Genomic DNA, 24,528 nt, shown 5'->3' with positions numbered 1-24,528 from the left:
CCCCAAGGATCGCGGCGGTGCACACCTGGCAGGTTTGCTAGGGCGATTGCATCTTGCGTGTATGCACCCGCCAGGGCACCCGCAAGGGGTGCCCGTACACCGGGCCCGGCCCCCGGCCTGTAGGGGCACCCCTTGCGGGTGCCCTGATAGAGCGCCTTGTTGTATCCGGTTTCGTATGAGGCAATCGCCCTACAGGTTTGCTCGCGGTTATGTTCAAGGGCCTGCGCCATGTCATGCTACTCATTGTACAATGAGTAGTGTCGTAGCATCCGTCCCTTTTGTATAGAGAAAGTTGCTGGTTGAACAGTCTATGGATAATGCTGCCGAGACGTTGATGGTGACGATGGAACATGCCCGTTATCCGGTGGTGGTCGAAGCCCAGGCGTTGACGCTCCTCCCTGAACGGTTGAAGAACCTCGGTTTGCGTGGGACGCTCTGGCTGGTTTGTGATGAGGTGGTGGCGCAACCGTATGGGATGCCCCTGGTGGCGATGTTGCGTGCGGCAGGCTTCGCCGTGAACTTCACGACCGTTCCTTCGGGTGAGGCCAGTAAGAGTAGTACGCAACTGGGGTTGCTCTACGATTGGTTGATCGGTGGCGGTGTCGAGCGGCGTGATGCCATCCTGGCGTTGGGCGGGGGGGTGCTCGGCGATCTGGCCGGTTTTGCCGCCGCCAGTGTGCTGCGTGGCATTGCCGTGATCCAGCTACCGACGACGCTGCTGGCAATGGTTGACGCCGCCGTTGGTGGCAAGACCGGGATCAATCACCCACTTGGCAAAAATCTGATTGGGGCCTTTCATCAACCACAGCTTGTGCTCGCCGACACAGCAACCCTGGCAACGCTTGCCCCCCGCGAGTTGCGTGCCGGTTGGGCCGAAGTGATCAAGCATGGTGTGATCAGCGACGCCGGACTCTTTGCTGAACTCGAAGCGCTTGCTGCTGAGCGTGGTTGGAGTGTGGCGGCACCTGGAGGCTGCTGGACGCCTGATGATGCCGACCTGACGATGCGCCTGACCGCCATCATTCGGCGGGCCGTGGCGGTGAAGGTTGGCGTGGTGAGCCGCGACGAACGCGAACAGGGCGAACGCATTACCCTCAACTACGGCCATACCATCGGTCACGCCGTCGAAGCATTGATGGGCTATGGCACCTTGCTGCACGGCGAGGCTGTGGCAATGGGCATGCACGCCGCTGCCCGCCTTGCGCTTGCGATGAAGCTCTGTAGCGCCGATCTCGTCCAGCGCCAGCAAAACGTCCTCGGCGCCTATGGTCTCGCTACCACCATGCCCCCTGAACTTGATCCCTCGGCTATCCTCGCCCTTACCCTCCGTGACAAAAAAGTCCAGGCTCGCCGGGTTCGCTGGGTCTTGCCTACGGCCATCGGCCACGTCGTCATCCGCGATGATGTGCCCGAAGCGCTTGTGCGAGATGTCCTTGTCTTACGTTAAGCTTCTGGTTCAGGCATCTCGCCTATATAGGAATGCGTTGCGAGGGCTAATGCCCTCACACCGCATACCCCGCAGCGCCAATCCCACTGTGGTATACTGCATGGAGACCCCTGTGCATCCTATGTGAAGATGTTTTGCGAATTTTGAGGCTACATGGTCATCATTAAGGAGTTTGCCGAGCGTATCTTTCAGAATGTCGAGCGCGTCATTATTGGCAAGCAGCAGGCTGTTGAATTGGTGCTTGTCGCGCTGCTCTGCCGGGGCCACGTGCTCCTCGAAGATGTGCCTGGTACCGGTAAAACCGTGCTCGCCAAGAGCATTGCCCGCTCGATTGGCGGGACATTCAAGCGTATCCAATTTACACCCGATCTGCTGCCTTCTGATGTGACGGGTGTGTCTATTTTTAATCAGCAAAGCCGCGACTTTGAGTTTCGTCCTGGCCCGGTCTTCGCCCAGATTGTGCTCGCTGATGAGATTAATCGGGCGACACCCAAGACGCAGAGCGCTCTGCTCGAAGCGATGGAGGAGCGCCAGATTACGGTCGATGGTGAGACCCATCCCTTACCTTCGCCCTTCATTGTGCTTGCCACCCAGAATCCGATCGAGTATGAAGGTACTTTTCCGTTGCCCGAGGCTCAACTGGATCGTTTTTTGCTCCGTCTCCATCTTGGCTATCCTGATCGGCTTGATGAGATCGCGATCTTGAAACGCCAACGTCAGATGCATCCCCTCGAGAACCTGCCGATTGTTGCCGAGATTGATGAGTTGATTGCGTTGCAGCAGGCGCTCAAAGAGGTCTATGTTGATGATCTCATCGAGGAGTATATTGTCGCGCTCGTGACGGCGACCCGCCATCACGATGATATCTATCTCGGGGCGAGTGCCCGTGGTTCGCTGGCCCTCTATCGTACGGCCCAGGCTAGGGCAGCGATGCGCGGCCACGATTTTGTCTCGCCCGATGATGTCAAGGCCCTGGTCGGTCCGGTTCTCGGCCATCGTATGATTGTTAGTCCGTCTGCACGAGTGCGGAGTGTGACTGCTTCGGCGATTCTCGATGAGATCCTGGCTTCGGTACCGGTGCCAGGGGCCCGTTCGGGGCGCCGCTTTGACCGCGCTGGTGCAGTCTTGAGTCGTTGATCATGACTATCGCTGCTGAGTTTATCGAAGAGACGCTGACGCTCTATGGGCATACGCTCTATCAGGTGGCCCTTGTTGCGGCTGGCGATGAGCGTCAGGCGTCCAGGCTGCTCAAGGCGCTGATCAAGGATCTCCTGGCTGATCCGCCTGATTTGCCCGTTGATGAGCCAGCGCTCCTGGCGCGTGTGCTGATCGTGGCCGACCGTGAGCAGGCCCGACCACAAAAGCAGCGCCCACTCCGTTTGCCTGTCGATCTGCCACCCCTCTATCGGAGTCTGCTTGGTCAGCCATTGCAAGCACGGATGGTGTTGACGCTCTATCTGTTGCGTGGGTATGATGGCGCTCGGCTTGCAACGGTGCTGGGGATGGAACCAGCCGCCGCACGCGAGGCCCTGATTGCCGCCGCACGGGCGCTCGGGCCTGCCGCCGGGATGTCGCTGACTGACCGGGTCAGCAGTGAGTTGTGCGCGCCGGTGCGGGTGGTGCTGGCTGATCCGTCGGTTGGTTCACGCCAGACAGGGGCGGTGCGCGGGCATCTCGCGACCTGTGCGTTCTGCCGCACGTTTGATCAGACCTGGGGCAAGCTGTTGCCGACCCTCGAAGCGGCCCTCCGCGAAGCGCTGCGTGACCAGATCCTGCCTGCTGCGCTGGCCCACAAACTTGTGCAGATGGCGACGCCACCCGCAGAGCGCCATGCCTTCAACTGGCGTGCGTCGCGGATGGCTCTGGTGCCTGTCAGTGTCTTTGTGCTCATTGCGATCCTGGTCTTGCCCGGCTTCCTCCGCCAACCAGTGCAGGTCGTTGAGCGTACCGTGCGCGAGCCAGTTGATGTTCAGGCCCTCATTAGTCGGGCCATCGAACGGTATACAACCCCGCAACAACAGAATGGGGTCTGGTATGCACGGTACGAAACGCTCTGGTATTTCAGTGATCAGCTCGTCGCCCCTATGCGTGCCGAGATGTGGCTTGATCCCCGCCTGCCGGCCCGTCATCGTTTGCAGCTGAGCCACCGCGACGGTGGGGCACCGTATGAGCTTCAGATTGGCGACGGGGCGCGCCGCCTTTCCTATGCCATTGATCCAGCCTATGTGCCTGCACTCTATGGGTCGTTGGTTTCAGGATGGAGTGAAGAATATCCGATCTTGCTTGATCAGGATGTTGATGCGGCGGGTCAGGTGCGTGCCCGTGATGAGCGCCTCCTCACCGGGCCATGGTTGATCCCGCTTCATTATCTACGTCAGGCCCAAACCTCGCCTGATCTGCGCTTGCTTGGACGGCAACAAGACGGCGGGCGGATGGTGCAGATTGTCAGTTTTTCTGGCACGAGCCCACTTGGTTTGCCGCCTGCCGATGACGCCGAGAGTGCTCATCAGGTGGTCATTTTGCTGGCTTTTGATCTGCAACACGGCCTGTTGCGGAGCGCGACCGAGTTGCTTGGCCCCGCTGGTGGAACCCAGACGAGTCGCGTGACCTGGCGCCTCATCGATGAGGGTTTTATCCTCAATGCCGAGCAGATTCGTGCCGCGTTTGCGATTGAACGAGCATGGACTGGCATTGGTGAGTTTAGCGAAGCGCCACGTTTCGCAAGTGCCGATCCCGCGTTGCCCTTGATTCAAGAACGGATTGTCACCGATCCTGACCGTATGCTTACAATCGCTACGCCGCCCTGGTTGCCAACTTCGCCTCCAGCGGTGGATCGGGCGCTCTTGTTGTGGTTGACTGGTACGGATTTCATCGATATGCCCATTGCGCTGATCTATCTTGGCGAAGCGCAGCGTTTGATGCTGCTTTTTGGCTATGACGAGATGTTGACAGGTGAAGAGGTAACGGTAGGCCCCTGGCAAGTCACGCTGCAACCCGGACTCAACCAACGGTATCGCGTCGCGCTCCGTCGTGACCCTGATCCTGTTAGTGACGCCGAGGCAGCCAATGTTGCCATACCGCCCAATCTTATTGATCCAACCGCCTTTACGCTCATTGAGGCCACGGGTTTTACGCGGGCCGAGTTGCTTGCGTTGATTGCGACCTTGCGCCCCTTTGATGCTGAACAGCTCGCGACCCAGCGCCATCTCTTTGCCCGTCCTGATTTCGGCAGCCCAGATGCGCACGTATCAAATCAAGCAAGGCAATCACTGCCTCAACCTTGAAGTATGGTATCCTGCTACTATGATGCGTCTGCAAACCGAGCACCCAACCCGCGCTGAGCGTGCCGCCTATCTTGCCGAAGCCCTCGCTGGCCTCTATGATGGCCCAGCCGAGCCTGCGGCTACCCCTGGCGGTCGTCGTGCTGCGCTGCATCGCCTGAGTAGCTTTGATCCGCGTGATTATGCCCGTACCCGCAATGATGTCGTCCGTCGTGGCGTCTCCTTGCTCTCGCCCTATCTTCGCCACGGTATCCTTGGGCTCGCCGAGGTGCGTGATTACCTGGTGACCCGTTTTGCCCCCGGCCCCGGTCTCGCCAAGTTTGTCAATGAATTGGCCTGGCGTGCCTTCTGGCAACTCGTGTATGCCGAAAAAGGCGAGGCCGTTCACGAGGATCTTGAGCCAGCTAAAGTGCCCCTGCGCCGTGAGCGAGGTGTGCCTGCCGATGTCGAACAGGCTGCGACCGGGTTGGTCTGCCTTGATACAGCGCTGCGTGAGCTCTATACCAACGGTTATATGCATAATCATGCCCGGATGTGGGTCGCCGCCTATCTGCAACATTGGCGTGGCATCGATTGGCGCGATGGAGCCGCGCTCTTCTACCGTCATTTGCTCGACGGCGACCCTGCCTCCAATAGTCTCTCGTGGCAATGGATCGCCAGTACCTTTAGCCACAAGCCCTATTTCTTCAACCGCGAGAATGTCGAGCGCTTCAGTGGTGGGGCCTACTGCGCTACCTGCCACCTTGCTCGCGAGGGCTGTCCCTTTGATGCAAGCTATGAAGAACTCGCGGCTCGCCTCTTTGCTGAGTGAGGATGTCTATGACGAATGCCATTGTCTGGTTGCATGGTGATAGCCTCAGTTCGGTTGATCCGGCGCTTGTGGCCCGTCCCGAGGCACCGGCGATCTTTGTCTTTGATGAACCCTTCCTGCGTGAGGCCCGCCTCAGTTTCAAGCGGCTCTTTTTTCTCTACGAGTCGGCGCTTGAGGCGCTTGAAGGCCGGAATGGGTTTATCTATCGGGGTGAGGTCGTTGCGACGATCCGTACGTTTTGTGTGACCCACGCCGCCGATGAGATCCACGTGACCACGAGCGTTGCCCCTCGTTTTAAGCAGTATGTCCAGCAGTTGCGCAGTCAGTTCAAGGTTGTTGTCTATCAACCTCAGCCTCTGGTACCCTGGCGTGGTGCAGCCCCGCGACGTTTCAGCGCCTTCTGGCGTCGGGTCGAGACCGAGGCGCTGCGCCCAACAGGTTCTGGCCCCCAAGCATATGCGGAGCAATCGCCATGATCACGGTGCGTGTACGCTTTTTCGCCGGTCACCGCGATATTGTGGGCCAGGCTGAACAAACCTACGAGGTCGCTGATCACGCCACGGTCGCCGAGCTCTGGCAAACCCTGGTCACGACCTATCCCCGCCTGGTTGGCTATACCGGTCGCCTGCTCTTTGCGGTGAATCAGACCTTCGTCGAGCCGTCTGCGCAACTCCATCAGGATGATGAAGTTGCCTTTATTCCACCCGTCAGTGGTGGCACAGAGGATGCCAATGCAGCCGTTCCTTATTACTGCTGAACCACTTGAGCCTGCCCCACTGGTGGCGTATGTGACGACACCCGAAGATGGTGCCGTCGTCACGTTTGCTGGTGTGGCGCGCAATCATTTTGGCGGTCGGCCCACGGCCTGGCTCTATTACGAAGCGTATGCCGAAATGGCTGTGCCGGTGCTGGCCCAGCTTGCTGATGAGGCAAAAAGCCGCTGGAAGGTCGGTCACATTGCCGTGCATCACCGGGTAGGCAAACTCACCATTGGTGAGACTGCGGTGCTCGTGGTTGTCGCCGCACCGCATCGCCACGAAGCGTTCGAGGCCGCCGAGTATATCATGGATCGGATCAAGGCGATTGCACCGATCTGGAAACAAGAACACTGGGCCGACGGTGACGTCGAGTGGCGTGAGTAGTGAGAGGAAGGTTATGCCAGAATTACCCGAAGTAGAAATTGCCGCCCGCTCCCTCGCCTCACAGGTCACAGGACGTACCATCGTTGGCCTTGAACGCCTCGATTGGGAGCGCATGCTTGAGCCGTTGTCTGCTGAAGCTTTTGCTGCGATGATCAGCGGGCAATGCATTATGCAGGTCGCTCGACGTGCCAAATGGGTCTTGCTGCACCTCGCGAACGATCTGACAATGGCGATCCACCTGCGTATGTCGGGCAACCTGACGGTCCATGATCCCGCAGAACCGGCGCGTACGCATGTGCATTTGATCATCTGCCTTGATGATGGGCGGCGGATCTTTTTTGATGACGAGCGCAAATTTGGTCGGGTGCGCCTGCTTGATCCTGCTGGCTTGGGCGCACTCGATGCGGCTCATGGCCCCGAGCCACTCGAAGAGACCTTTACGGCGGCAACGCTTGCCCATATCTTGGCCGGACGCCGCACCAAAATCAAGCCCTTGCTGCTTGACCAGCGCCTCATTGCTGGCATGGGCAATATCTATGCCAGCGAAGCCCTCTGGCTTGCCCGCCTGCACCCCTTGATGCCTGCTGTTGCGATTGATGCCAATGGCGTTGCAGCCTTGCATCAGGCGATCCGTGACATCCTTACCCAGGCTATTCAACACGAGGGCAGTTCGTTGCGCAATTACCGCAATGGCTATGGCCGTCGTGGACAGCAACAGGACTATTTTCTTGTCTATGATCGCGCTGGACAACCCTGCCAGCGCTGCGGAACCACCATCGAACGCGTGGTCATTGCCCAGCGCAGTACCTTCTTTTGCCCGGTATGTCAGTTACTGCCTGAATTGTAAAAACTTCTTAACCCTCGTCTTTTTCTGGTAATATAAGCGTGGTACGCTCAAGCAATCTCGCCATCCTAGCCCCTCATCACGTCCTACGGCGAAAGGAAGCATCATGCAGGCACAACTGCTCGTGGTCGGAGACGATTCCCTTATCGAGCTATCACGAAGCACGGTCGCAGATGAAGAAGGTTTTGCTCTTCTCGTTGCTCATAGCCAGGCTGACGCCCGTGAACAGTTGGGACAGCAGCATCCCGCCGTTATCCTCATTGCCCAGATGCTTCCTGATGGGAGTGGCTTGGCGTTTTTGCGCACCCTGCAACAGGAACGCTCTCCCGCCGTGCCTCTGCTGGTTCTTGATGCCCCTGAAAGGGATGCTTTCGGCCTCGAAGCATTGCGCACAGGTGCCTTCGCCTATCTCTCCAGGCCCATCAACGCAGACTTGTTACACCTGATGCTTGTTCGCGCCAATGACTACGCCTGTCTCTTGCAAGCCGAACGCGAACGTGAGCGTCTCCGCCTGCAGCAAGAGGCGATGCGTGCGTCGGCACATCATATCAGCCAGCATCTCACCGTTATTATGGGTGAAACGCAGCTCTTGCAAGAAGAAAATCTTGACCTCGAAGTGCGGGCCGGGCTTGATCGCATCCTCCGTGCCACGGAGTATGCCGCCCATGAACTTGGCACCCTGCGTGCGAGCCAGCACCGGATCAGGCAAACAGACCTTTCTCGTGCGTAAGACCTGTTTCAAAGGAGCTTGACCGTTTGCGGTGATCGATCTAAAATCCAAGCTAAGGTTCATCAACAACGTAGAGGATGAGTTCCAACTTGCCTTCACGCCATCTTCTTGCCTCACGATAGGGTAGATCGAGCGGCGGTATGGTGTGAAACATCTGGTTGTAAAAAACCCATACCCGCCGGTGTGACGCGATCAGTGGCACTGCTTGCTCGGTTCGCCAGGTCTGGCGCAGTGTGTAACCCTGGATGTGATAGAACTCATCGTAGTGATATGCGCCAAGCAAGGGTGCCTCCACGTCACCGGCGTAGTAGGTGAAAATGCGCTGATCCCACGGCGGATGAAAGATGACGACATCACCTGTTGGCGCAAGATTCTGTTCAACAATGCTGCTCAGTTTTTGCCAGGGCTTTAGTGGTTGGCTTGCCTGTGTCGTTGGGATGAATTGTGGCAAAAGCAGCGCGATCGCAACAAGACTCAGAAGGCTCCAGGCCAGCAGGGCGCGACGGGTGCGCAAGGCACTGAAACCCGCCCCAACCGCGAGCATCGCCCCAGGCAAGAGAAGGCTTAGATAGCGGTAGGCTGTTACTTCAAGGGTGACACATAAGCCGAAGAGCAGAAGAGTCGGCAGCACTGTTGCCCGAAAGACCACTCCTCTGATGGCTTGATCATGATGCGAAGCGCCGGCCAGGATAAGTACGATGCTGGCAGCTGCACCGAGCAGCCACAAGATGAACCAGTTCCCTGCTTGAGGACTGCCCACAACAAGACTGAGCAGCAGCATATAATAATCGCCTGGCCCCCTACTCCAGTCGGCAGTTACATCAGGGGCTACCGCAAGTTGGTACGCCAGACTCGGCAACCACCAGGCAATGCCCAACGCCATGACGAGATGCAAGACAGCCCAGTCGGTGAGCCGACGTTTCAGCGTGGCAGGTGGACGCAATTGCCAGAACCAGCAGAGCCATTGTGCAGCTAAGAGTGCAAGGCTAAAGTAAGAGGTAAAAAAAAGGGCCAGGGCACTGGCCAGATAGTTTGCCTGCGCACGACTACTCTCGGGATGCCGCCAGAGGTTTTCGAAGGTGATGAGGCTGACCACACCGAGTAGAATCGTCAGCGTGTAGCCACGGACTTCAAGGGCGTAGTTCTGTAAGATCGGGGCGAGCGCAAACGCGGTCACGCTCAAAAAACTGGCCGGCAAGGCGAGGTGTCGCCGTGCGAGCAAAGCAAAGAGCATCGTTGCGATCGCTGCGGCCGCCAGTGAAAAAGCCCTGAGACTCGCCTCGTCATGCCCAACTATCTGAGCCCATCCCCAGAGCAGCAGAAAATAGAGCGGCGGGGTTGCTTCATTCTTGCGCACGTCATCCAACACCTCCCGAATCGTTGTATGAAACGTGTAACTCGCTGAAAATGCTTCGTCAGCCCAGAGATCACGATGCATCGCTGGGTAATCAACCAGAGCTAGCATCACGACCAACCCCCAGAGGGGCAATGCCCATGTGATGAGACGGGGGAGATCAATGCGGTTGAGCAGTGCCTGGTATGAGGGCATCTGTTGCATAGTATGGTATCCTTGTGCCAGATGAGATGTGATGAGATGTTCAGGCTTATTGAGGCACGGGCTTGCCCGTTTCCCCAGGAGCAATGTCTGTGCAGGTGTTGATTAACGGGAGCTTCTGGGCCGAACCAAATGTGGGGAGTGGTCAGTACCTGCACGGGTTGGTGCGCTGGCTACCCCAGGTCGCCCCGCAGCATCGTTATATCCTGCTCACCCCTTCGCCTGCTTCCGCTGTGCCTTTGCCCCCACATGGTGTAAAGCTGTTGCGTGTCCGTCCGCCCTCCACGCGTCTGGGAGCTAATCTTGCGAAACTTGCCTTTGAGCAACTGACTCTTCCCTGGGCGGTTCAGCGCCTGGCCGATCGCCGTGAACCTGCTGTGCTCTTTGTGCCCTATTTTGCGCCACCATTCTATGCTTCGGTGCCAGTTGTGACAACGGTAGGTGATATCATTCCGCTGATCTTGCCCGAGTATCGCGGCGGGTTGCATGTGCGTGCCTATATGTCACTGGTGAAACGCACCGTGCGCCAGAGCAAGCATGTCCTCACCTTTTCCATGCGCAGCCGCGATGATATTGTAACGCACTTGCGCATGCCCTCTGCACGGGTAACACCGGTCTTGCTGGCGGCAGGCGATCAGTATCAACCTGGGGATAAAGAAACGGCCCGAACAGAGGTTGCCCGACGCTATGGGTTGACCGAACCATTCATCTATTATGTGGGGGGGCTGGATGCCCGCAAAAATCTGACCGTGCTGTTGCAAGCTTTTGCGTTGCTCCGCGCACGCGGTGTGCGCGCCACTCTGGCGATTGCCGGGCGTCTGCTCGGCCACGATCGCCGCCTCTTTCCTGATCTAGATGGCCTGATCGCCGAACTCGAACTGACAACGTCCGTACGCCGGATTGATGTGCCAACGGAAGATGGCCCGTTGCTCTATCAGGCTTGTACGGTCTTTGCGTTTCCCTCGCGCTACGAAGGGTTTGGTCTCCCGCCGCTTGAAGCGATGGCCTGCGGTGCCCCTGTGGTGGTCAGCAATGCCAGTAGCCTGCCCGAGGTTGTTGGCCCGGCGGCCATTCGGGTGCCCCCCGATGATGTGATTGGCTGGGTTGCTGCCCTTGCCCGTGTGCTTGGTGATGACCGTTTGCGTACCGAACTGTCGGCGCAAGGCCTGGCCCAGGCCGCACGGTTTTCGTATCGTCAGGTCGCCCGTGAAACCATTGCGATCCTGGAAGCAGTCGCAAGCACATAAAACAGCGACGGCGGGGAACACCCCGCCGTCGCTGTTTTATGCACTGTTCAGCTAACTTGCTTTTGCGGCCGCAGTCTCCACGGTTGGTTCAATGCCCTTCAGGGCTGCGACCACAATATCACGGTTCAGCCGCGAGATCGTATCGAGGCTGATCTCTTTGGGACAGACTGCCGAACACTCGCCAATGTTCGTACAGTTGCCAAAGCCCTCGGCATCATGCACCGCGATCATGTTCACGGCGCGTTGGTGGCGCTCGGTCTGGCCCTGGGGCAAAAAGCCCAGGTGCGTCACCTTTGCGGCAGTAAAGAGCATGGCCGAGCCGTTCGGGCAAGCGGCGACACACGCACCACAACCAATGCACGCCGCTGCATCCATAGCTTTGTCGGCGTCTGGTTTGGCAACGGGAATGCTATTGCCATCAGGTGCCGAGCCGGTCGAGGCGCTGATAAAGCCCCCTGCCTGGATGATGCGATCAAAGCTGCCCCGGTCAACCACGAGATCCTTGAGGATCGGGAACGGCATGGCTCGCCATGGCTCGATCGTGATCGTATCCCCATCGTTAAAGCTGCGCATGTGCAACTGGCATGTCGTCACGGCTTTTTTGCCATGGGCAATACCGTTGATCATCAAGGAACACATACCGCAGATACCCTCACGGCAGTCATGATCAAAGGCAATTGGCTCCTCGCCCTTTAGGATTAACTCCTGATTCACCACGTCCAGCATCTCAAGAAACGACATGTCTGGACTCACATGGTTGGCGGGGTATGTCTTGAACTCGCCTGGCGTCTTGGCATTCTTCTGACGCCAGACCTTGAGCGTAACCTTCATCAGAAATCCCCTCTTACTTATAGCTGCGCTGGGACGGCTTCACATACTCGAACGCCAGCGGTTCTTTATGCAATTCGGGCTTCGACAGGGTCCCCGTGTATTCCCAGGCCGAGACATAGCTGAAGTTTTCGTCGTCGCGCAACGCTTCACCATCAGGCGTCTGGCTCTCTTCGCGGAAGTGACCACCGCACGACTCGCTGCGCTGCAAGGCGTCAATGCACATCAATTCGCCCAGTTCAAGGAAGTCGGCCACACGACCGGCCTTCTCCAGTTCCTGGTTGAGGTCGTTGCTTTCCCCTGGCACCCGCACGTTTTGCCAGAACTCCTCGCGAATCTCGGGAATACGCTGAAGGGCCTTCTTGAGGCCAGTTTCGTTGCGCGCCATACCGCACTCGTCCCACATCATCTTGCCAAGCTCACGGTGGAAGTCGTCGACCGTACGCTTGCCATTGATTGACAGGAACTTCTTGACGCGGTCATTCACCTCGGCCTCGGCCTTGGCAAAAGCGGCGTGATTGGTATCGATGCCACCTGGCTTAATGCCGGCCAGGAAGTTGGCAATCGTGTAGGGCAACACAAAGTAGCCATCCGCGAGACCCTGCATCAGTGCCGACGCGCCAAGGCGGTTGGCCCCGTGATCCGAGAAGTTTGCTTCGCCAGCCACAAAGAGACCGGGGATGGTGCTCATCAGATTGTAGTCAACCCAGAGGCCACCCATCGTATAGTGGATCGCCGGATAGATGCGCATCGGCGTCTCGTAGGGGTTTTCACCGGTAATCTGCGCATACATATCAAACAGGTTGCCATAGCGCTCAACAATCTTTGCTTTGCCAAGACGCTTGATGCTATCCGAGAAGTCGAGGTAGACGCCGAGCCCACCAGGGCCAACGCCGCGCCCTTCATCACAGACCTGCTTGGCATTGCGCGAAGCTACGTCACGCGGTACCAGGTTCCCAAAGCTTGGGTAGCGCTCTTCGAGGTAGTAGTAGCGCTCATTCTCGGGGATCTGACGCGGATCGCGGGTCTCACCGACCTTCTTGGGCACCCAGATCCGCCCGTCATTGCGCAGCGACTCGCTCATCAGGGTCAACTTGCTCTGATGATCGCCCGTCACCGGGATACACGTCGGGTGGATCTGCGTAAAACACGGATTGCCAAAAAAGGCCCCCCGGCGATGGGCGCGCCAGATCGCCGTCGTATTGCAGCCCTTGGCATTGGTGCTGAGGTAAAAGACATTGCCATAGCCACCAGTTGCGAGCACCACCGCATCGGCCACATGGCGCTCGATCTTGCCGGTGACCATATCACGGGTAATGATGCCGCGGGCATAGCCATCAATTACCACAACATCAAGCATCTCGTTGCGGGGGAACATCTTGACCGCGCCAGCCGCAATCTGGCGCTCAAGCGCTTGATACGCCCCAAGCAACAACTGTTGCCCCGTCTGCCCTCGTGCATAGAACGTGCGCGATACCTGCGCCCCACCGAATGAACGGTTGTCGAGGTAGCCACCGTACTCACGGGCAAAAGGCACACCCTGGGCCACACACTGGTCAATAATATTTACCGACACCTGGGCCAGTCGATAAACATTCGACTCACGGGCACGAAAGTCACCGCCCTTGACGGTATCATAAAAGAGCCGATGAATGCTATCACCATCGTTGCGGTAGTTCTTGGCCGCATTGATCCCGCCCTGCGCAGCGATGCTATGGGCACGCCGCGGGCTATCCTGATAGCAGAAGCACTTGACATTATAGCCCTGCTCACCAAGCGTCGCAGCGGCGGCACCACCCGCGAGACCTGAACCAACAACAATCACACTATAACGACGGCGATTCGCCGGATTGACCAGTTTCATCTGGAACCGATGCGTATCCCAACGCTGCTCAATCGGCCCACCGGGCGCACCAGACTCGAGACCCTTCACAAACTCGATCTGACGTACCCCTGTACGCGTCGTCGTCTCGTTTTTCGTATCGCTCATCGAAAGAAACTCCTCACCGTATATAGGTTTAGACTGCCGGCCCGACAATGCCTGCCATTACGGCAATCGGAAATGAGAGATTGCCAATGACGACAGCCACCGCAACCAGGACCGCCAGCCCACGTAGTACGCCTGTATACTTCACGCTATTCAGCCCCAAGGTCTGGAACATGCTCCATACCCCATGATAGAGGTGCATCCCCAGAAACACCATTGCGAGCATATAAAAGCCCGAGATGAGGGGATTCTGGAAGCCCACGACAACGTTGTTGTAGACAAAGTACTCAGGATGGGCACCCAGATAATTGGGATGCTGAAACTCACCCGGTCCGTAGCCAACCATCCCGAAGGTCAGGTGCAAAATGTGATAGATGATAAAGAGCAGCAACACAATGCCACCAAAGCGCATTGTATAGGCCGCATAGCTTGTCTGGCGCTTCTGCTCACCGTACCGCCGTGTCCCGCTGACCGCGTTTGCACTCGTGCTCTTCTGGCTCTGCATCGTCAATGCTGTTGCCGACCAGATGTGGAGAATCACGGCCCCAATCAGCACCAGACGGGCAATCCACAAGAGATGCTCATAGCCAAACACCGGATAGGCCAGTTCACGCAACCCGACAGCGTAGGCATTAAATGCTTCGGGCCCCTGGTACATCTTGGTATTGCCATACATGTGGAAAACCACAAAGCCAACCAGAATGAACCCCGTCAGGGCCATGATTACCTTTTTTCCAACCGACGTCCGATAGAGCGTGAGAACCCCTGTCATCGTCCCGTCCTTCCGTTATAATGCACACTCAAACACGGCAGACACACTATCATCTCCCTATTTCGGAGTACACCGGAGGCTATATTGCTTTCTAGCCTGTTGCACAGGTGTTGAAGCGACGATGCTGCTACGGCACAACCAGGTTCTTCTGGTTGCATAACAGCCACGTCTGGGCTATTTTGTTAGCATTGGAGTGGGGACGTACGTATCAAACACGCTTCTGTGAGGGAATTATAACTGAAAGATCGGCACTTGTCGAACCTTGTGATCAGTTAGATTTGGCTTGTGAAAGCCATCACACGGCATTAGATAGCCCGAAAAACCTTCTAGAACGTCAGGATCTTGAAGCTATATGAAATTTGTATCTTCTGGCACAAAGAACTCGGGTAGGGGCTTAGCATGACAATGAAACGGTATCTTGACGCCTAACTTACAGATCCAGCCGAATTTTCGCCCCAAAGCTCTTCTTCTCTTTGCTGGGGAAGTAGGTCAGACACGCTGCATCTAGCAGATCCGCGCTCAAGGTTGGCGTTTCCATATTGTAGCGCGCAATCGAGACGATCTGATCAAGAATGTCACGTGGTTGACACATCCGAAATGGCCGCTCATCAGGTTTGTACCATTTCGCAATCAGATAGTCAATACTCCGATCATCATATGGCACCTTGCGTACCTTGCACATGATCTTCCAGATTTCACGAAATTGATCTTCCGTTGGGTCAATGATCTCGAATTTGTATTTGATGCGCCGTAAGAGTGCCTCATCCCCAAGATCTTTGGGGTCGAGATTGGTCGAGAACATGATCAACTGGTCAAAGGGGATCTGAATCTTCTGCCCGGTGACGGTGTTGAGAAAGTCGTAGCGTTTTTCCAAGGGTACGATCCACCGGTTGAGCAGGTCAAAAACGCGCACTTGCTGCCGTCCAAAGTCGTCAATCAAAAAGATGCCACAATTCGCTTTCATCTGAAACGGTGCTTCGTAGAGCTTTGAGGTCTCGTTGTAGATCAGATTCAATTGGTCAAGCGTTAATTCGCCACCAACAATGACGACCGGACGGCTGATGCGTACCCAGCGTCGATCATATTCTGTGGTGTCATCCCAAGGATGCTTTGGCGGCTCATGCACAATGGCATCGTACATCTTGATCACGGCCCCATCGGAATAGATTGTTTGTGGGATAAAGATGTCGTCACCCATTAATTTGGTGATGCGCTCGGCAATGGTGGTCTTGCCATTCCCTGGATACCCAAAGAGCATGACCGAGGTGCCTGAATTGACGGCTGGCCCGACCGAGTTGAGGATCGATTCATCAATGACGAGCCCTTGAAAAGCATCGCGGATGTTTTTGCGGGTCACTTTGACGTTCTGCACCGTCTGGGCTTTCACCGAGGCAACCCAGTCTGCGAGCACTACCGGCGCTGGCCCAACATACTGCACCTTGGCCATCGCCGACATCGCGGCCTCTTGACCGCGTGGGGTCAAAATGTATTCGTAGTTGATGTCGCCAAAACCTCGTTGCCCGATAATGTCAATGTGTTCTACTTTGCGCAGATCGAGAATGATCTCTTCCACAATGTGATAGGTCAAACACATGCTGTCAGCAAGATCCCGCCCGGTGATCCGGCCTTTGTTGTAGAGAATGCGCAAAAAGTGCTCGGTCAGAAATGTGCGGTTGAGGCCGGTCTCTTCAAGATTCTGTGGCTCGGGAGGCAAGAAGGAGTTGTTTAGTTGTGGACGAGCCTCATCCTCAGTTGGCGGAGAGTCACCAATCGAGCGTAGTGAGGTTACGGTGTCGCCACGCGTTCGGATTTCGTTGATCAGTTGCTCAAGTTCACTGATGTGCATCGCTAGATGCAGGATCGCATCCTGATCCTGGCGATTCTGTGCTTCGGTGTAACAGGCATAGACAGCTCGGGCAATGGTATACTTGACACCGTCAATATAAAGATGGTGCAAGTATTCCTGCCCGCGCACATAACAATCTCGCGAGTGATAGCGCCGTGCCTGCATCTCTTCGTATGATCGCTGGTCAAGTAAAAATCGCATAACGTGAGCCTTCTCTACCGATCCGCGGGCCAGACTCAGAGTTGCCGCGACGGAGTTGCTCCGAGCAAACAAGCATCATCTCTTAGTATACTCGCACTCGCAAGATCTAGCCTATAGTGCGCTAGTCCTACGCGAACCTGTGACTATCGGTGTCTCCTACTATGACCTCATATGAAGGTGTTATGTGCTTACTCGCGGCGTAACCGCGAGTAAGCACATAAATGCTTTTACAAGACCGTTAGGGTTGCTATACATCATTGCAAAGGCAAGTATGAATAATCTGTTGGGTGATTGGCATTCACTGATGGGGGCTGTGCAACACTGGCTTGCTGGTGGTGACCCGTATGGTGCCTTTGTGATGGCTGATGGCTCGGCCTATGAAGCAGGCTGGTTTGCCTATCCACCGCCAGTGCTGCTACTGGTCTGGCCTCTCGCCTTCGTACCTTCCTTGCTCAGTGGTATCCTGCTCCAGTTGCTTGCTGTGGCTGGCTTTGAATACTGGTCACGCTATGTGCTTGGGCATATGAGCCTGCCCTGGTTTGTCCTCTGGCTCCCTTTTGTCCAGGGTCTCCTCATTGGTCAGACGACGCTCCTGGCTTTGGTGCTGCTCTTGTGGGGCGCAACATTCTATCAACATGGCCGCGATCGCCTTGCCGGTCTCTTGCTGGCCTGCGCGATCCTCAAGCCTCAGGTTGTCGTGTTGCCTGCTCTCTGCCTGCTGGCTATGGCGCTCTATGATCATCGCTGGTACGTGCTTGGCACCTTTGCCTTCATCACCATCATACTCTGGAGCGGCATTGCGTTTGTCGCTGGGCCGCAGATCTATAGCGCCTGGTTCAATGGTCTGTCTGCCTATCGTGCCGCTTTGCCCGATCGTCCACTTCTTTTTCCACCTGCCGGGTGGCTCCTTGGCGGGATGGCCTGCTTCCTCTGGTATCGGTATGGTCGTGGCGACCCGGTTGGTCTCGCCCTGCTCGTCAATACGCTGATCTATCCAATGTCGGTGATCTACATTGCTATTGGTGTTGCCCCCGTCGTCATGCGCTGGCGCCCCCAGACGCCTTGGTATCCACTTGCGCTCAGTTGGTTTATTCCGCTGTTTTTTTTTCAACTCCCTCGTACCGCAGAGACGATCGCTGCCACGACCCAACTTGTGGTCGCGACCGCTCTCTTGGCCGCGCTTTTGCCTCCTTTGCGCTGGCGGCTTCGGTAAGCTTGGCTTGGTTGCTAAAGCGAGGGCGCTGGCAGTAAACCCCAGTTTTAGGTTCGTTTTGGCGGCTTCGCCGCCAAAACGAACCTAAAACTCGCGTGGAGCGGCGCAGCCGCTCCACGCCCCACCGACGAAGGCGTCTTTAGCAGCATCCCTGCTGCTAAAGACGCCAGGTGAGCCATCAAGGTCGCTTTCGTGCTACAATAGAGCCAATGAGCGATCATCGTCTTTCGGCTATCCAGGCCGCTAATCAGGTTGATTTTATTAGTCATAGCCCGGCGCAAACCGAACGTGTTGGTCTGCGCCTTGGTGAATTGCTCCTGCCCGGCGATCTTTTGCTCTTGCTTGGGACGTTTGGTGTAGGCAAAACCCAATTGGTACGCGGTGTTGCCCGTGGCCTTGGCTCTGATGATCTGGTCACCAGTCCGAGTTTTGTCCTGGTGAATCAGTATCGCGCCAGTCCGCGCTTTGCCGGTCTGCCGATCTATCACGTTGATCTCTATCGGATCGCTGAAACCGCCGAATTGGCGACGCTTGGCCTCGATGAACTCTGGTCCGGTGAGGGGGTCTGCTTGATTGAATGGCCTGAACCCGCCGCTCCTATGCTCCCCCAGACCTACCTGGCGATCTTTTTGCAACATCTGAGTGAGACAAAACGCCAGCTTCGGATGGCTCCGTTTGGTCAACGCTATGTTGAGTTGCTGAATGCCTTTAAGGAAACAACATTTAGTTAGGCCATGCTGTGCTGGATCTGCTTCCGCACCGCGCTGATGTACCTATGCTTTTAGCTCTTGATACCTCAACTGCCCTGACGGGCCTCGCTCTCTATGATGAGCACGGTCTCCGTGCCGAGTGCGTCTGGGAGTCGGGACGCAATCATACCGCCCAGTTGTTGCCCCAATTGGATCTGCTCCTCCGCCATGCAGGGATGCTGCCCTCTGCCCTGTCGGTGATCGCGGTTGCCCTTGGCCCCGGTAGCTGGAGCGGGCTGCGCGTTGGGTTGAGCCTCGCGAAAGGCTTTGTGCTCGCTCGTTCCTTGCCCCTGATCGGGCTCGGTACCCTCGATCTGCTCGCCTATCAGTATGCCTATTTTGCCTTGCCAACCTGCCCTCTGATCCGCCTTGGGCGCGACCGTTTTGCGACGGCACGCTTTGTGCCTGATGCGAGTGGTTCTCTGCGCCAGGAACCCGATACCAACCGCTCATTGGCCGAGCTCTGCGCCCAGGTTCAAGGCCCGACTCTCTTCTGTGGCGATCTTGATGCTACGAGTGTGGCGTTTCTTCGCCAGGCCCTTGGTGATGATGCCTGGCTCGTCGAACCGGCGGCGGCCCTCCGCCGTCCGGGCTATCTCGCCGAGCTTGCCTGGCAACGCCATCTGGCCGGTGCCTATGACGATCCACTTACCCTTGAACCTTTTTATCTCGGTGAACCTGTCAGAGCCTAGGATCATGCGATGTCGGCACTCAGTCGCTTTGAACAGTTTATGGAGCAGATGGTCGAGGGGTCGGTGGCGCGCCTCTTTCGGAGTGCTGTCCAGCCGGTGGAGATTGCCCGCCGCCTCGAACGCGCTATGGAGAGCCAGCAAACGATCAGTGTTAGCCGGGTGATTGTACCGAGCTTTTATAAAGCCTATCTCAATCCTCAGGATTTTGCCGCTTTTCAACCCGTTCAGGCCCAACTCGAACAAGAGATGGCAAGCTATTTGAGTGAACTTGCCCAGGAACGTAATTTTGCGATGCTTGAACATCCCAGGGTGTCGCTCGCTGAGGATCAGGCTGTCCCCCGCCGCAGTATTCAGGTGGTCGCCGAAATGGCAACCAGTCAAAGTGCCGAGACGACCCAGATTATCAGTGGGGTTGGCCCCGCAGGCCAGCGCCGTACTCACGCGTTGCTCTTGCTTCAGTCGCCGCATGGCCCTCAACCAATCGAAATCCAGAGTACCGGTGTTTCGCTTGGGCGCGGCCTAGATAATGATATTATCCTTGAAGATGCCCGAGTCTCACGCCATCATGTGCAACTGCGCTATCGTCAGCGCCGTTTCTGGCTTCTTGATCTCGAGAGTACGAATGGTACTTTTGTCAATGGCGAACGCGTTGCTGAAAAAGAACTACGTGATGGTGATGTCATTTCGCTTGGCGGGCTTGAATTGACCTTCCGTGATGCCTGAGTTTGCTGTTCCATCAGGGCTGCCTGCAAGCGGAATGTGTGCGCCATTGCTTATCTGAGGTTGTTCTCTACCCGCTATGTTTGATTTTGCGAATATCTCAATCAGTGTGATCATCTTTCTGTTACGCTTTGCCGTGGTCTTCCTGCTCTATCTTTTTCTGTGGCAGGTTGTCCGTGTGGTCACGCGCGATTTGCAGGTGCGTACGTCGGTTGGCTCGTTGCCCCCCTCACGCTATGGCTATCTGGTGGTGAGTAGTTCGAGTCAGCCGGGAGTGCCCGTTGGCAAGAGCTTTTCCCTGAGCCCGACGACCATTATTGGGCGTAGTACTGATGCGCATATCTCGCTCAACGATACCTTTCTTTCTAGTGAGCATGCCCGCCTCATCCTTAAGGGTGATGTCTGGTCGCTTGAGGATCTGAATAGTACCAATGGTACCTTCCTCAATGGCCTCGAAGTCCGCGCTGCAACTGAACTCCATCCGGGCGATGTGGTACGGGTTGGCCGTATTGAATTACAGCTCGCTTAAGCCTATAATAAAATATCAATATCATTCCAGAAAAATATAAAAGCGGCTATCGTACCTCTAGGGCATTCTAATGCCATGGATCGTTGCAGGCCTCCATTGCGGCCCAATGACAATCTGTGCTATACTTGCGCTAGTTTTCACCGGAGAGGGCAATACTAGGGAAGGTGGCGACCGTGCTTGCTAACTATGCCTTCATCGGATTGTTTTTTGTCGCAGCGGTGACTTTTCCTCTCGCACCACTGGTGCTCGCATTTTTGCTCCGTCCAAAACGTCCAACCCCGATTAAACAGGCTACCTATGAGTGTGGCCTTGAGGCAATTGGCGATATTCGCGTCCAGTTCAAGGTGCAATACTATCTCTATGCCCTTGCCTTCGTGATCTTCGATATTGAGGTTGTTTTCCTTTACCCCTGGGCTGTGGCCTTCAACCAGATGGGTCTCTATGGCTTTCTGGTGGCAACCGTCTTTTTGTTGATGCTCTTTGCTGGTCTGGTCTATGAGTGGCGCAAAGGCGCTCTTGAGTGGATCTAACATTGGGTTCGCGCTCCGGCACCGCGCCGGGTGATGCCCCTGGAAATCGTTTTCCCTATGACCAATGAGCACGAGTTGCAACTCGATCTTGAGCGACAAGGTGTCTTTTTGTCTACGGTCAACCGCTTCTATAATTGGGGGCGGCGTTCGTCGATCTGGCCTATGGCGTTTGGGTTGGCCTGCTGCGCGATCGAGATGATGGCCTTTGGGTTGAGTCGCTATGATGTCGCCCGTTTCGGGGCCGAGTTGTTTCGCGCTTCGCCTCGCCAGGCCGATTTGATGATTGTCGCCGGGACGGTCACCAAGAAGATGGCTCCGCAGGTGGTGCGCCTCTATAACCAGATGGCCGAGCCGCGCTATGTGATTTCGATGGGGGCCTGCGCAACCTCTGGTGGGCCGTTCCGCGATGGCTATAATGTTTTGCGCGGGATTGACTTGCTCGTCCCTGTTGATGTCTATGTACCTGGGTGCCCTCCTCGCCCCGAGGCTCTGCTCCACGCGTTGATCACCCTGCAGGATCAGATTGATCGCCAAAAACTCGGGCGTGTGCGCTGGTATGGCCAAGGTGCCAAGCCCCAGACCACCGATTTTCCTGTGCCTACCTTTGGTGCTCAGGGCCTCGAGATCGATGGTCACCTCGTTGATCCCGTTGGTGGCTTGCCCCTGGTGAGTTCGTATACCGCGCCTGAGTTTGGTGAAATGAAGAGTGGCCGCCTCGAGCATCCCGAGATTGTCCGCCATTTTCCGATTATGGATCCCTCGGTGGAATTGGAACATCCGCTCAAGGCGCGTGGCATGGCCCCCGAAATCGCCGCCGATGACCTGAAACGTGGTGAGGTGGGCAATGCCGAGGCTTGATGCTGCAGAATTGCGTGAGCGTATGGCCCGCGATCTCCCCGGTGCTGTGCTCGAAGTAGTTCCGTTGCAGGTTGCTGCTGCACCCCCCCATGGGCCCCAACCTGGCGCTTTCATGACTAGTGATACGCTCGTTGCGCCCAGTCGCTTGGTCGAGGCCGCCTGTTATCTCCGCGATCTGCTCGGGTATGCCTATCTCTCTGATATCGCCGTGGTTGATTACCTCGCCGATGATCTCTTTGAACTCGTCTATCGCTTTTACCATGTCGAAGGCGGTGAGGGCCTGACCCTCAAGGTGCGTATTCCCCGCGATCATCCCGAGGTGCCTTCGTTGACCCCCGCTTGGCCCGGGGCGAATTTCCACGAACGCGAGGCGTTTGATCTCTACGGCATTGTCTTTGTCGGCCATCCCTTTTTGCGACGTATCTATATGTGGGATGAATTCGAGGGCTTTCCGATGCGGAAGGATTTTCCGAAACAGGGCGATAAGTATATCGGTGCCGATGAGTAACCCCTGGTTGGGCGCTGATGGCCGATCTCCAAGCAAAGAACTGCTATGCTCAAGACCGAAGAACTCCAGATTAATATTGGGCCGCAACATCCCTCGACCCACGGGGTCTTCCGTATGATCGTTACCGTTGATGGTGAGACGATTACGGATCTCAAGCCGGTATTTGGTTATTTGCATCGCAATCACGAGCAGATTGCTGAGCAAAATACCTATCTTCAGAATATGCCCTATACCGATCGCCTTGATTATTTTAATTCAATGGCAAATAATCAGGCGTATGCGATGGCGGTTGAGCAACTGGTCGGCATTGAGGTGCCTGAACGCGCCGAGTATCTGCGGGTGATGATGGTTGAGTTGACCCGTATTCTTAATCACGCCGGTGCGCTCGGTTTTCTGATTAATGATATGGGGATGTGGCAGACTCAGCTCGCCTTTGGGATGCGTGAACGCGAGAAGATCCTCGATCTCTTTGAGTCAGCCTCGGGTGCCCGCTTGATGTGCAACTATTTCCGCTTTGGGGGTGTCGTGCGCGATCTTCCGCCCGATTTTATCCCGCGTTTGAAGGAGTTGCTGCAGGCGATGCCCGCGTTTGTTGATGAACTTGAACGCCTCTTGCGTGAAAATGAGATCCTGATGCAACGCGCCGAGGGAATCGGTATCCTGCCCCGTGACCTTGCGCTTGCCTATAGTGTCTCGGGTCCTGTCCTCCGTGGTTCGGGTATTCCCTATGATGTGCGCAAGGCCCAACCCTATAGTGTCTATGATCGCTTTGATTTTGATGTCCCCGTCGGCACCGTCGGCGATGTCTATGACCGTTTCCTCGTTCGTATCGAAGAGATGCGTCAGAGCCGACGCATTCTTGAACAGGTGCTCGAACAATTGCCCGATGCGCAGGGCGGCCATATTAATCCTAAAGCCCGCCAGAATGTGCGCCCCCCCGTTGGCGATGTCTATGCCCGGATCGAGTCGCCCAAGGGCGAGCTCGGGTTTTATCTGGTTAGCGATGGCAGTGGCAAACCCTATCGTTATAAGGTGCGTGCTCCCTCTTTTATCAATCTGACCCCCCTCGGTGATATGTGTCGTGGCTATAAGGTCGCCGATGTTGTGGTGATTCTGGGGAGCATTGATATTGTGATGGGTGAAGTCGATCGGTAGGGTGTTGCTGCGCCTGACCACTGGAAAGCGATAGTTCATGACCATTACGATCCAACGTGGCGAGGTTGTTGAGGTTGCGCGTGGTTCGCAACGCCGCCGCGCTGTGCCCGGTATGGGGTTGCTCGATAGCCTTGGGGTTGTCTGGAAACACTGGCGTGAGTCGTTTCGCCAGAATCGCGATTTTAGCGATATTCACGGGACGTTTACCGAACAGTATCCCGATGAACGCCCCAATTTGCCCGAGGCGTATCGCAATATGCCGATCTTGCTCTTTGATGATGAGACCGGGCACGAGTTCTGTACGTCGTGTTTCCAGTGTCAGCGGATCTGTCCGCCTCAGGTTATTCATATGACCCAGGCCAAGGATCCGACGACCGGTAAAGCTGTTCCTTCCGTCGCCGAGTTCATTATCGAGTATGATGCCTGTATGAGTTGCGGCTTCTGCGCCGAAGTCTGTCCGTTTGATGCAATCAAGATGGATCACCATTTCGAGTTGTCCACGGCTGACCATGCCAGTCTGACGGTGTATAAGCAGGAGCTTAATCGCCCGGTTAGTTATTATCAAAGCATTGCGCCAACGCTGTGGGAAGAGGCGAAGGCCGGGGCGTACAAGAAACTTCAGGGCAATATCAAGCGCCGCCCCGATGTCATTGGCATTGCGCCGCACCTCGTTGACCGTATCGCTGCGCGCCGGGCCGAGCTCGCGGCTGCCGCTGCGGCGGCCCCGCCACCGACAGCCCCTGCTGCGCCGCCCGCTGCCCCACCCGCCGAGGCCCGTAAGCTGACCCCTGAAGAGAAGGCGGCCAAGCTCGCAGCGATCAAGGCGGCCAATGCCTCCAAACTGTCAGGCGCAACTCCCGCTGCCCCCCCCCCCCCCCCCCCC

25 protein-coding genes are annotated in these 24,528 nt (G+C 56.5%); 20 read left to right on the top strand and 5 right to left on the bottom strand.

Annotation, left to right across the window (positions count from 1 at the left end):
* Nucleotides 1-310 precede the first annotated feature (310 nt).
* The 9 genes from aroB (at nucleotide 311) to EKD05_RS11505 (ending at nucleotide 8,255) form a co-directional block, all read left to right on the top strand.
* Complete coding sequence (aroB, locus tag EKD05_RS11545) at nucleotides 311-1,447, top strand: 3-dehydroquinate synthase (protein WP_240695747.1); 1,137 nt, start codon at nucleotides 311-313, stop codon at nucleotides 1,445-1,447.
* A 153-nt stretch (nucleotides 1,448-1,600) separates the two neighbouring features.
* Nucleotides 1,601-2,584, top strand: coding sequence for a MoxR family ATPase (locus EKD05_RS11540; protein WP_129672810.1), 984 nt, complete (start codon nucleotides 1,601-1,603; stop codon nucleotides 2,582-2,584).
* 2 nt (nucleotides 2,585-2,586) lie between these two features.
* Nucleotides 2,587-4,731: a hypothetical protein gene (locus EKD05_RS11535; RefSeq protein ID WP_129672808.1), complete on the top strand. Its 2,145-nt coding sequence runs from the start codon at nucleotides 2,587-2,589 to the stop codon at nucleotides 4,729-4,731.
* Between the two features lie 19 nt (nucleotides 4,732-4,750).
* Complete coding sequence (locus tag EKD05_RS11530) at nucleotides 4,751-5,539, top strand: FAD-binding domain-containing protein (RefSeq protein WP_240695746.1); 789 nt, start codon at nucleotides 4,751-4,753, stop codon at nucleotides 5,537-5,539.
* Nucleotides 5,540-5,547: 8 nt separating this feature from the next.
* Complete coding sequence (locus tag EKD05_RS11525; RefSeq protein WP_129672806.1) at nucleotides 5,548-6,015, top strand: hypothetical protein; 468 nt, start codon at nucleotides 5,548-5,550, stop codon at nucleotides 6,013-6,015.
* Nucleotides 6,012-6,296, top strand: a complete 285-nt coding sequence (moaD, locus tag EKD05_RS11520) for a molybdopterin converting factor subunit 1 (RefSeq protein ID WP_129672804.1) — start codon at nucleotides 6,012-6,014, stop codon at nucleotides 6,294-6,296. The genes EKD05_RS11525 and moaD overlap by 4 nt, the downstream gene beginning before the upstream one ends.
* The gene (locus tag EKD05_RS11515) at nucleotides 6,271-6,681 is read left to right on the top strand and encodes a molybdenum cofactor biosynthesis protein MoaE (protein ID WP_129672801.1); all 411 of its coding nucleotides are present in this window, start codon (nucleotides 6,271-6,273) and stop codon (nucleotides 6,679-6,681) included. The genes moaD and EKD05_RS11515 overlap by 26 nt, the downstream gene beginning before the upstream one ends.
* A 13-nt stretch (nucleotides 6,682-6,694) precedes the next feature.
* A complete protein-coding gene (gene mutM, locus EKD05_RS11510; RefSeq protein ID WP_129672799.1) occupies nucleotides 6,695-7,528 on the top strand; it encodes a bifunctional DNA-formamidopyrimidine glycosylase/DNA-(apurinic or apyrimidinic site) lyase in 834 nt (277 codons plus the stop codon).
* 103 nt (nucleotides 7,529-7,631) lie between these two features.
* Nucleotides 7,632-8,255, top strand: a complete 624-nt coding sequence (locus EKD05_RS11505; RefSeq protein ID WP_129672797.1) for a response regulator — start codon at nucleotides 7,632-7,634, stop codon at nucleotides 8,253-8,255.
* 52 nt (nucleotides 8,256-8,307) lie between these two features.
* Here the strand turns inward: EKD05_RS11505 and EKD05_RS11500 are convergent, their stop codons facing one another.
* The gene (locus EKD05_RS11500) at nucleotides 8,308-9,813 is read right to left on the bottom strand and encodes a glycosyltransferase family 39 protein (RefSeq protein ID WP_129672795.1); all 1,506 of its coding nucleotides are present in this window, start codon (nucleotides 9,811-9,813) and stop codon (nucleotides 8,308-8,310) included.
* Between the two features lie 83 nt (nucleotides 9,814-9,896).
* Between EKD05_RS11500 and EKD05_RS11495 the strand changes: the two genes are divergently transcribed.
* Entirely contained in the window at nucleotides 9,897-11,057 is a 1,161-nt protein-coding gene (locus EKD05_RS11495; protein ID WP_240695745.1) for a glycosyltransferase family 1 protein, read from the top strand.
* Nucleotides 11,058-11,108: 51 nt separating this feature from the next.
* Here the strand turns inward: EKD05_RS11495 and EKD05_RS11490 are convergent, their stop codons facing one another.
* The 4 genes from EKD05_RS11490 to EKD05_RS11475 form a co-directional block, all read right to left on the bottom strand.
* Nucleotides 11,109-11,888 carry a succinate dehydrogenase/fumarate reductase iron-sulfur subunit gene (locus EKD05_RS11490; RefSeq protein ID WP_129672790.1) on the bottom strand — a complete coding sequence of 260 codons (780 nt, stop codon included), beginning with the start codon at nucleotides 11,886-11,888 and terminating at the stop codon, nucleotides 11,109-11,111.
* Between the two features lie 13 nt (nucleotides 11,889-11,901).
* Nucleotides 11,902-13,875, bottom strand: a complete 1,974-nt coding sequence (locus EKD05_RS11485; RefSeq protein ID WP_129672788.1) for a fumarate reductase/succinate dehydrogenase flavoprotein subunit — start codon at nucleotides 13,873-13,875, stop codon at nucleotides 11,902-11,904.
* Nucleotides 13,876-13,903: 28 nt separating this feature from the next.
* The gene (locus EKD05_RS11480) at nucleotides 13,904-14,644 is read right to left on the bottom strand and encodes a succinate dehydrogenase cytochrome b subunit (protein WP_129672786.1); all 741 of its coding nucleotides are present in this window, start codon (nucleotides 14,642-14,644) and stop codon (nucleotides 13,904-13,906) included.
* A 430-nt stretch (nucleotides 14,645-15,074) separates the two neighbouring features.
* The gene (locus EKD05_RS11475) at nucleotides 15,075-16,691 is read right to left on the bottom strand and encodes an ATP-binding protein (RefSeq protein WP_129672784.1); all 1,617 of its coding nucleotides are present in this window, start codon (nucleotides 16,689-16,691) and stop codon (nucleotides 15,075-15,077) included.
* A gap of 271 nt (nucleotides 16,692-16,962) precedes the next feature.
* Between EKD05_RS11475 and EKD05_RS11470 the strand changes: the two genes are divergently transcribed.
* The 10 genes from EKD05_RS11470 to EKD05_RS11425 form a co-directional block, all read left to right on the top strand.
* The gene (locus EKD05_RS11470) at nucleotides 16,963-17,904 is read left to right on the top strand and encodes a glycosyltransferase 87 family protein (RefSeq protein WP_129672782.1); all 942 of its coding nucleotides are present in this window, start codon (nucleotides 16,963-16,965) and stop codon (nucleotides 17,902-17,904) included.
* Between the two features lie 209 nt (nucleotides 17,905-18,113).
* A complete protein-coding gene (gene tsaE, locus EKD05_RS11465) occupies nucleotides 18,114-18,635 on the top strand; it encodes a tRNA (adenosine(37)-N6)-threonylcarbamoyltransferase complex ATPase subunit type 1 TsaE (RefSeq protein WP_129672780.1) in 522 nt (173 codons plus the stop codon).
* A gap of 44 nt (nucleotides 18,636-18,679) precedes the next feature.
* The gene (gene tsaB / locus EKD05_RS11460; RefSeq protein ID WP_129672777.1) at nucleotides 18,680-19,345 is read left to right on the top strand and encodes a tRNA (adenosine(37)-N6)-threonylcarbamoyltransferase complex dimerization subunit type 1 TsaB; all 666 of its coding nucleotides are present in this window, start codon (nucleotides 18,680-18,682) and stop codon (nucleotides 19,343-19,345) included.
* A 9-nt stretch (nucleotides 19,346-19,354) separates the two neighbouring features.
* Nucleotides 19,355-20,068: a DUF3662 and FHA domain-containing protein gene (locus EKD05_RS11455; protein WP_129672775.1), complete on the top strand. Its 714-nt coding sequence runs from the start codon at nucleotides 19,355-19,357 to the stop codon at nucleotides 20,066-20,068.
* Nucleotides 20,069-20,144: 76 nt separating this feature from the next.
* Complete coding sequence (locus EKD05_RS11450) at nucleotides 20,145-20,594, top strand: FHA domain-containing protein (protein ID WP_129672773.1); 450 nt, start codon at nucleotides 20,145-20,147, stop codon at nucleotides 20,592-20,594.
* A 173-nt stretch (nucleotides 20,595-20,767) separates the two neighbouring features.
* Nucleotides 20,768-21,124, top strand: coding sequence for an NADH-quinone oxidoreductase subunit A (locus EKD05_RS11445; protein WP_129672771.1), 357 nt, complete (start codon nucleotides 20,768-20,770; stop codon nucleotides 21,122-21,124).
* Nucleotides 21,125-21,181: 57 nt separating this feature from the next.
* On the top strand, nucleotides 21,182-21,982 hold the full coding sequence (locus EKD05_RS11440) for an NADH-quinone oxidoreductase subunit B (protein ID WP_129672769.1): 801 nt from the start codon (nucleotides 21,182-21,184) through the stop codon (nucleotides 21,980-21,982).
* Nucleotides 21,969-22,490 (top strand): NADH-quinone oxidoreductase subunit C, encoded by a 522-nt coding sequence (locus tag EKD05_RS11435; RefSeq protein ID WP_129672767.1) that lies wholly within the window; start codon nucleotides 21,969-21,971, stop codon nucleotides 22,488-22,490. The genes EKD05_RS11440 and EKD05_RS11435 overlap by 14 nt, the downstream gene beginning before the upstream one ends.
* 45 nt (nucleotides 22,491-22,535) lie before the next feature.
* Nucleotides 22,536-23,645, top strand: coding sequence for an NADH-quinone oxidoreductase subunit D (locus EKD05_RS11430; RefSeq protein WP_129672765.1), 1,110 nt, complete (start codon nucleotides 22,536-22,538; stop codon nucleotides 23,643-23,645).
* 37 nt (nucleotides 23,646-23,682) lie between these two features.
* Nucleotides 23,683-24,528: 4Fe-4S dicluster domain-containing protein (locus EKD05_RS11425; protein ID WP_129672763.1), on the top strand; the 846-nt coding region annotated here is incomplete at its 3' end.

The sequence above is a fragment of the Candidatus Chloroploca sp. Khr17 genome (assembly GCF_004138165.1).
Lineage (GTDB): Bacteria > Chloroflexota > Chloroflexia > Chloroflexales > Chloroflexaceae > Chloroploca.
The sequence above is the reverse complement of the archived record's forward strand: the minus strand, read 5'-3'. Positions and strand labels throughout refer to the sequence as shown.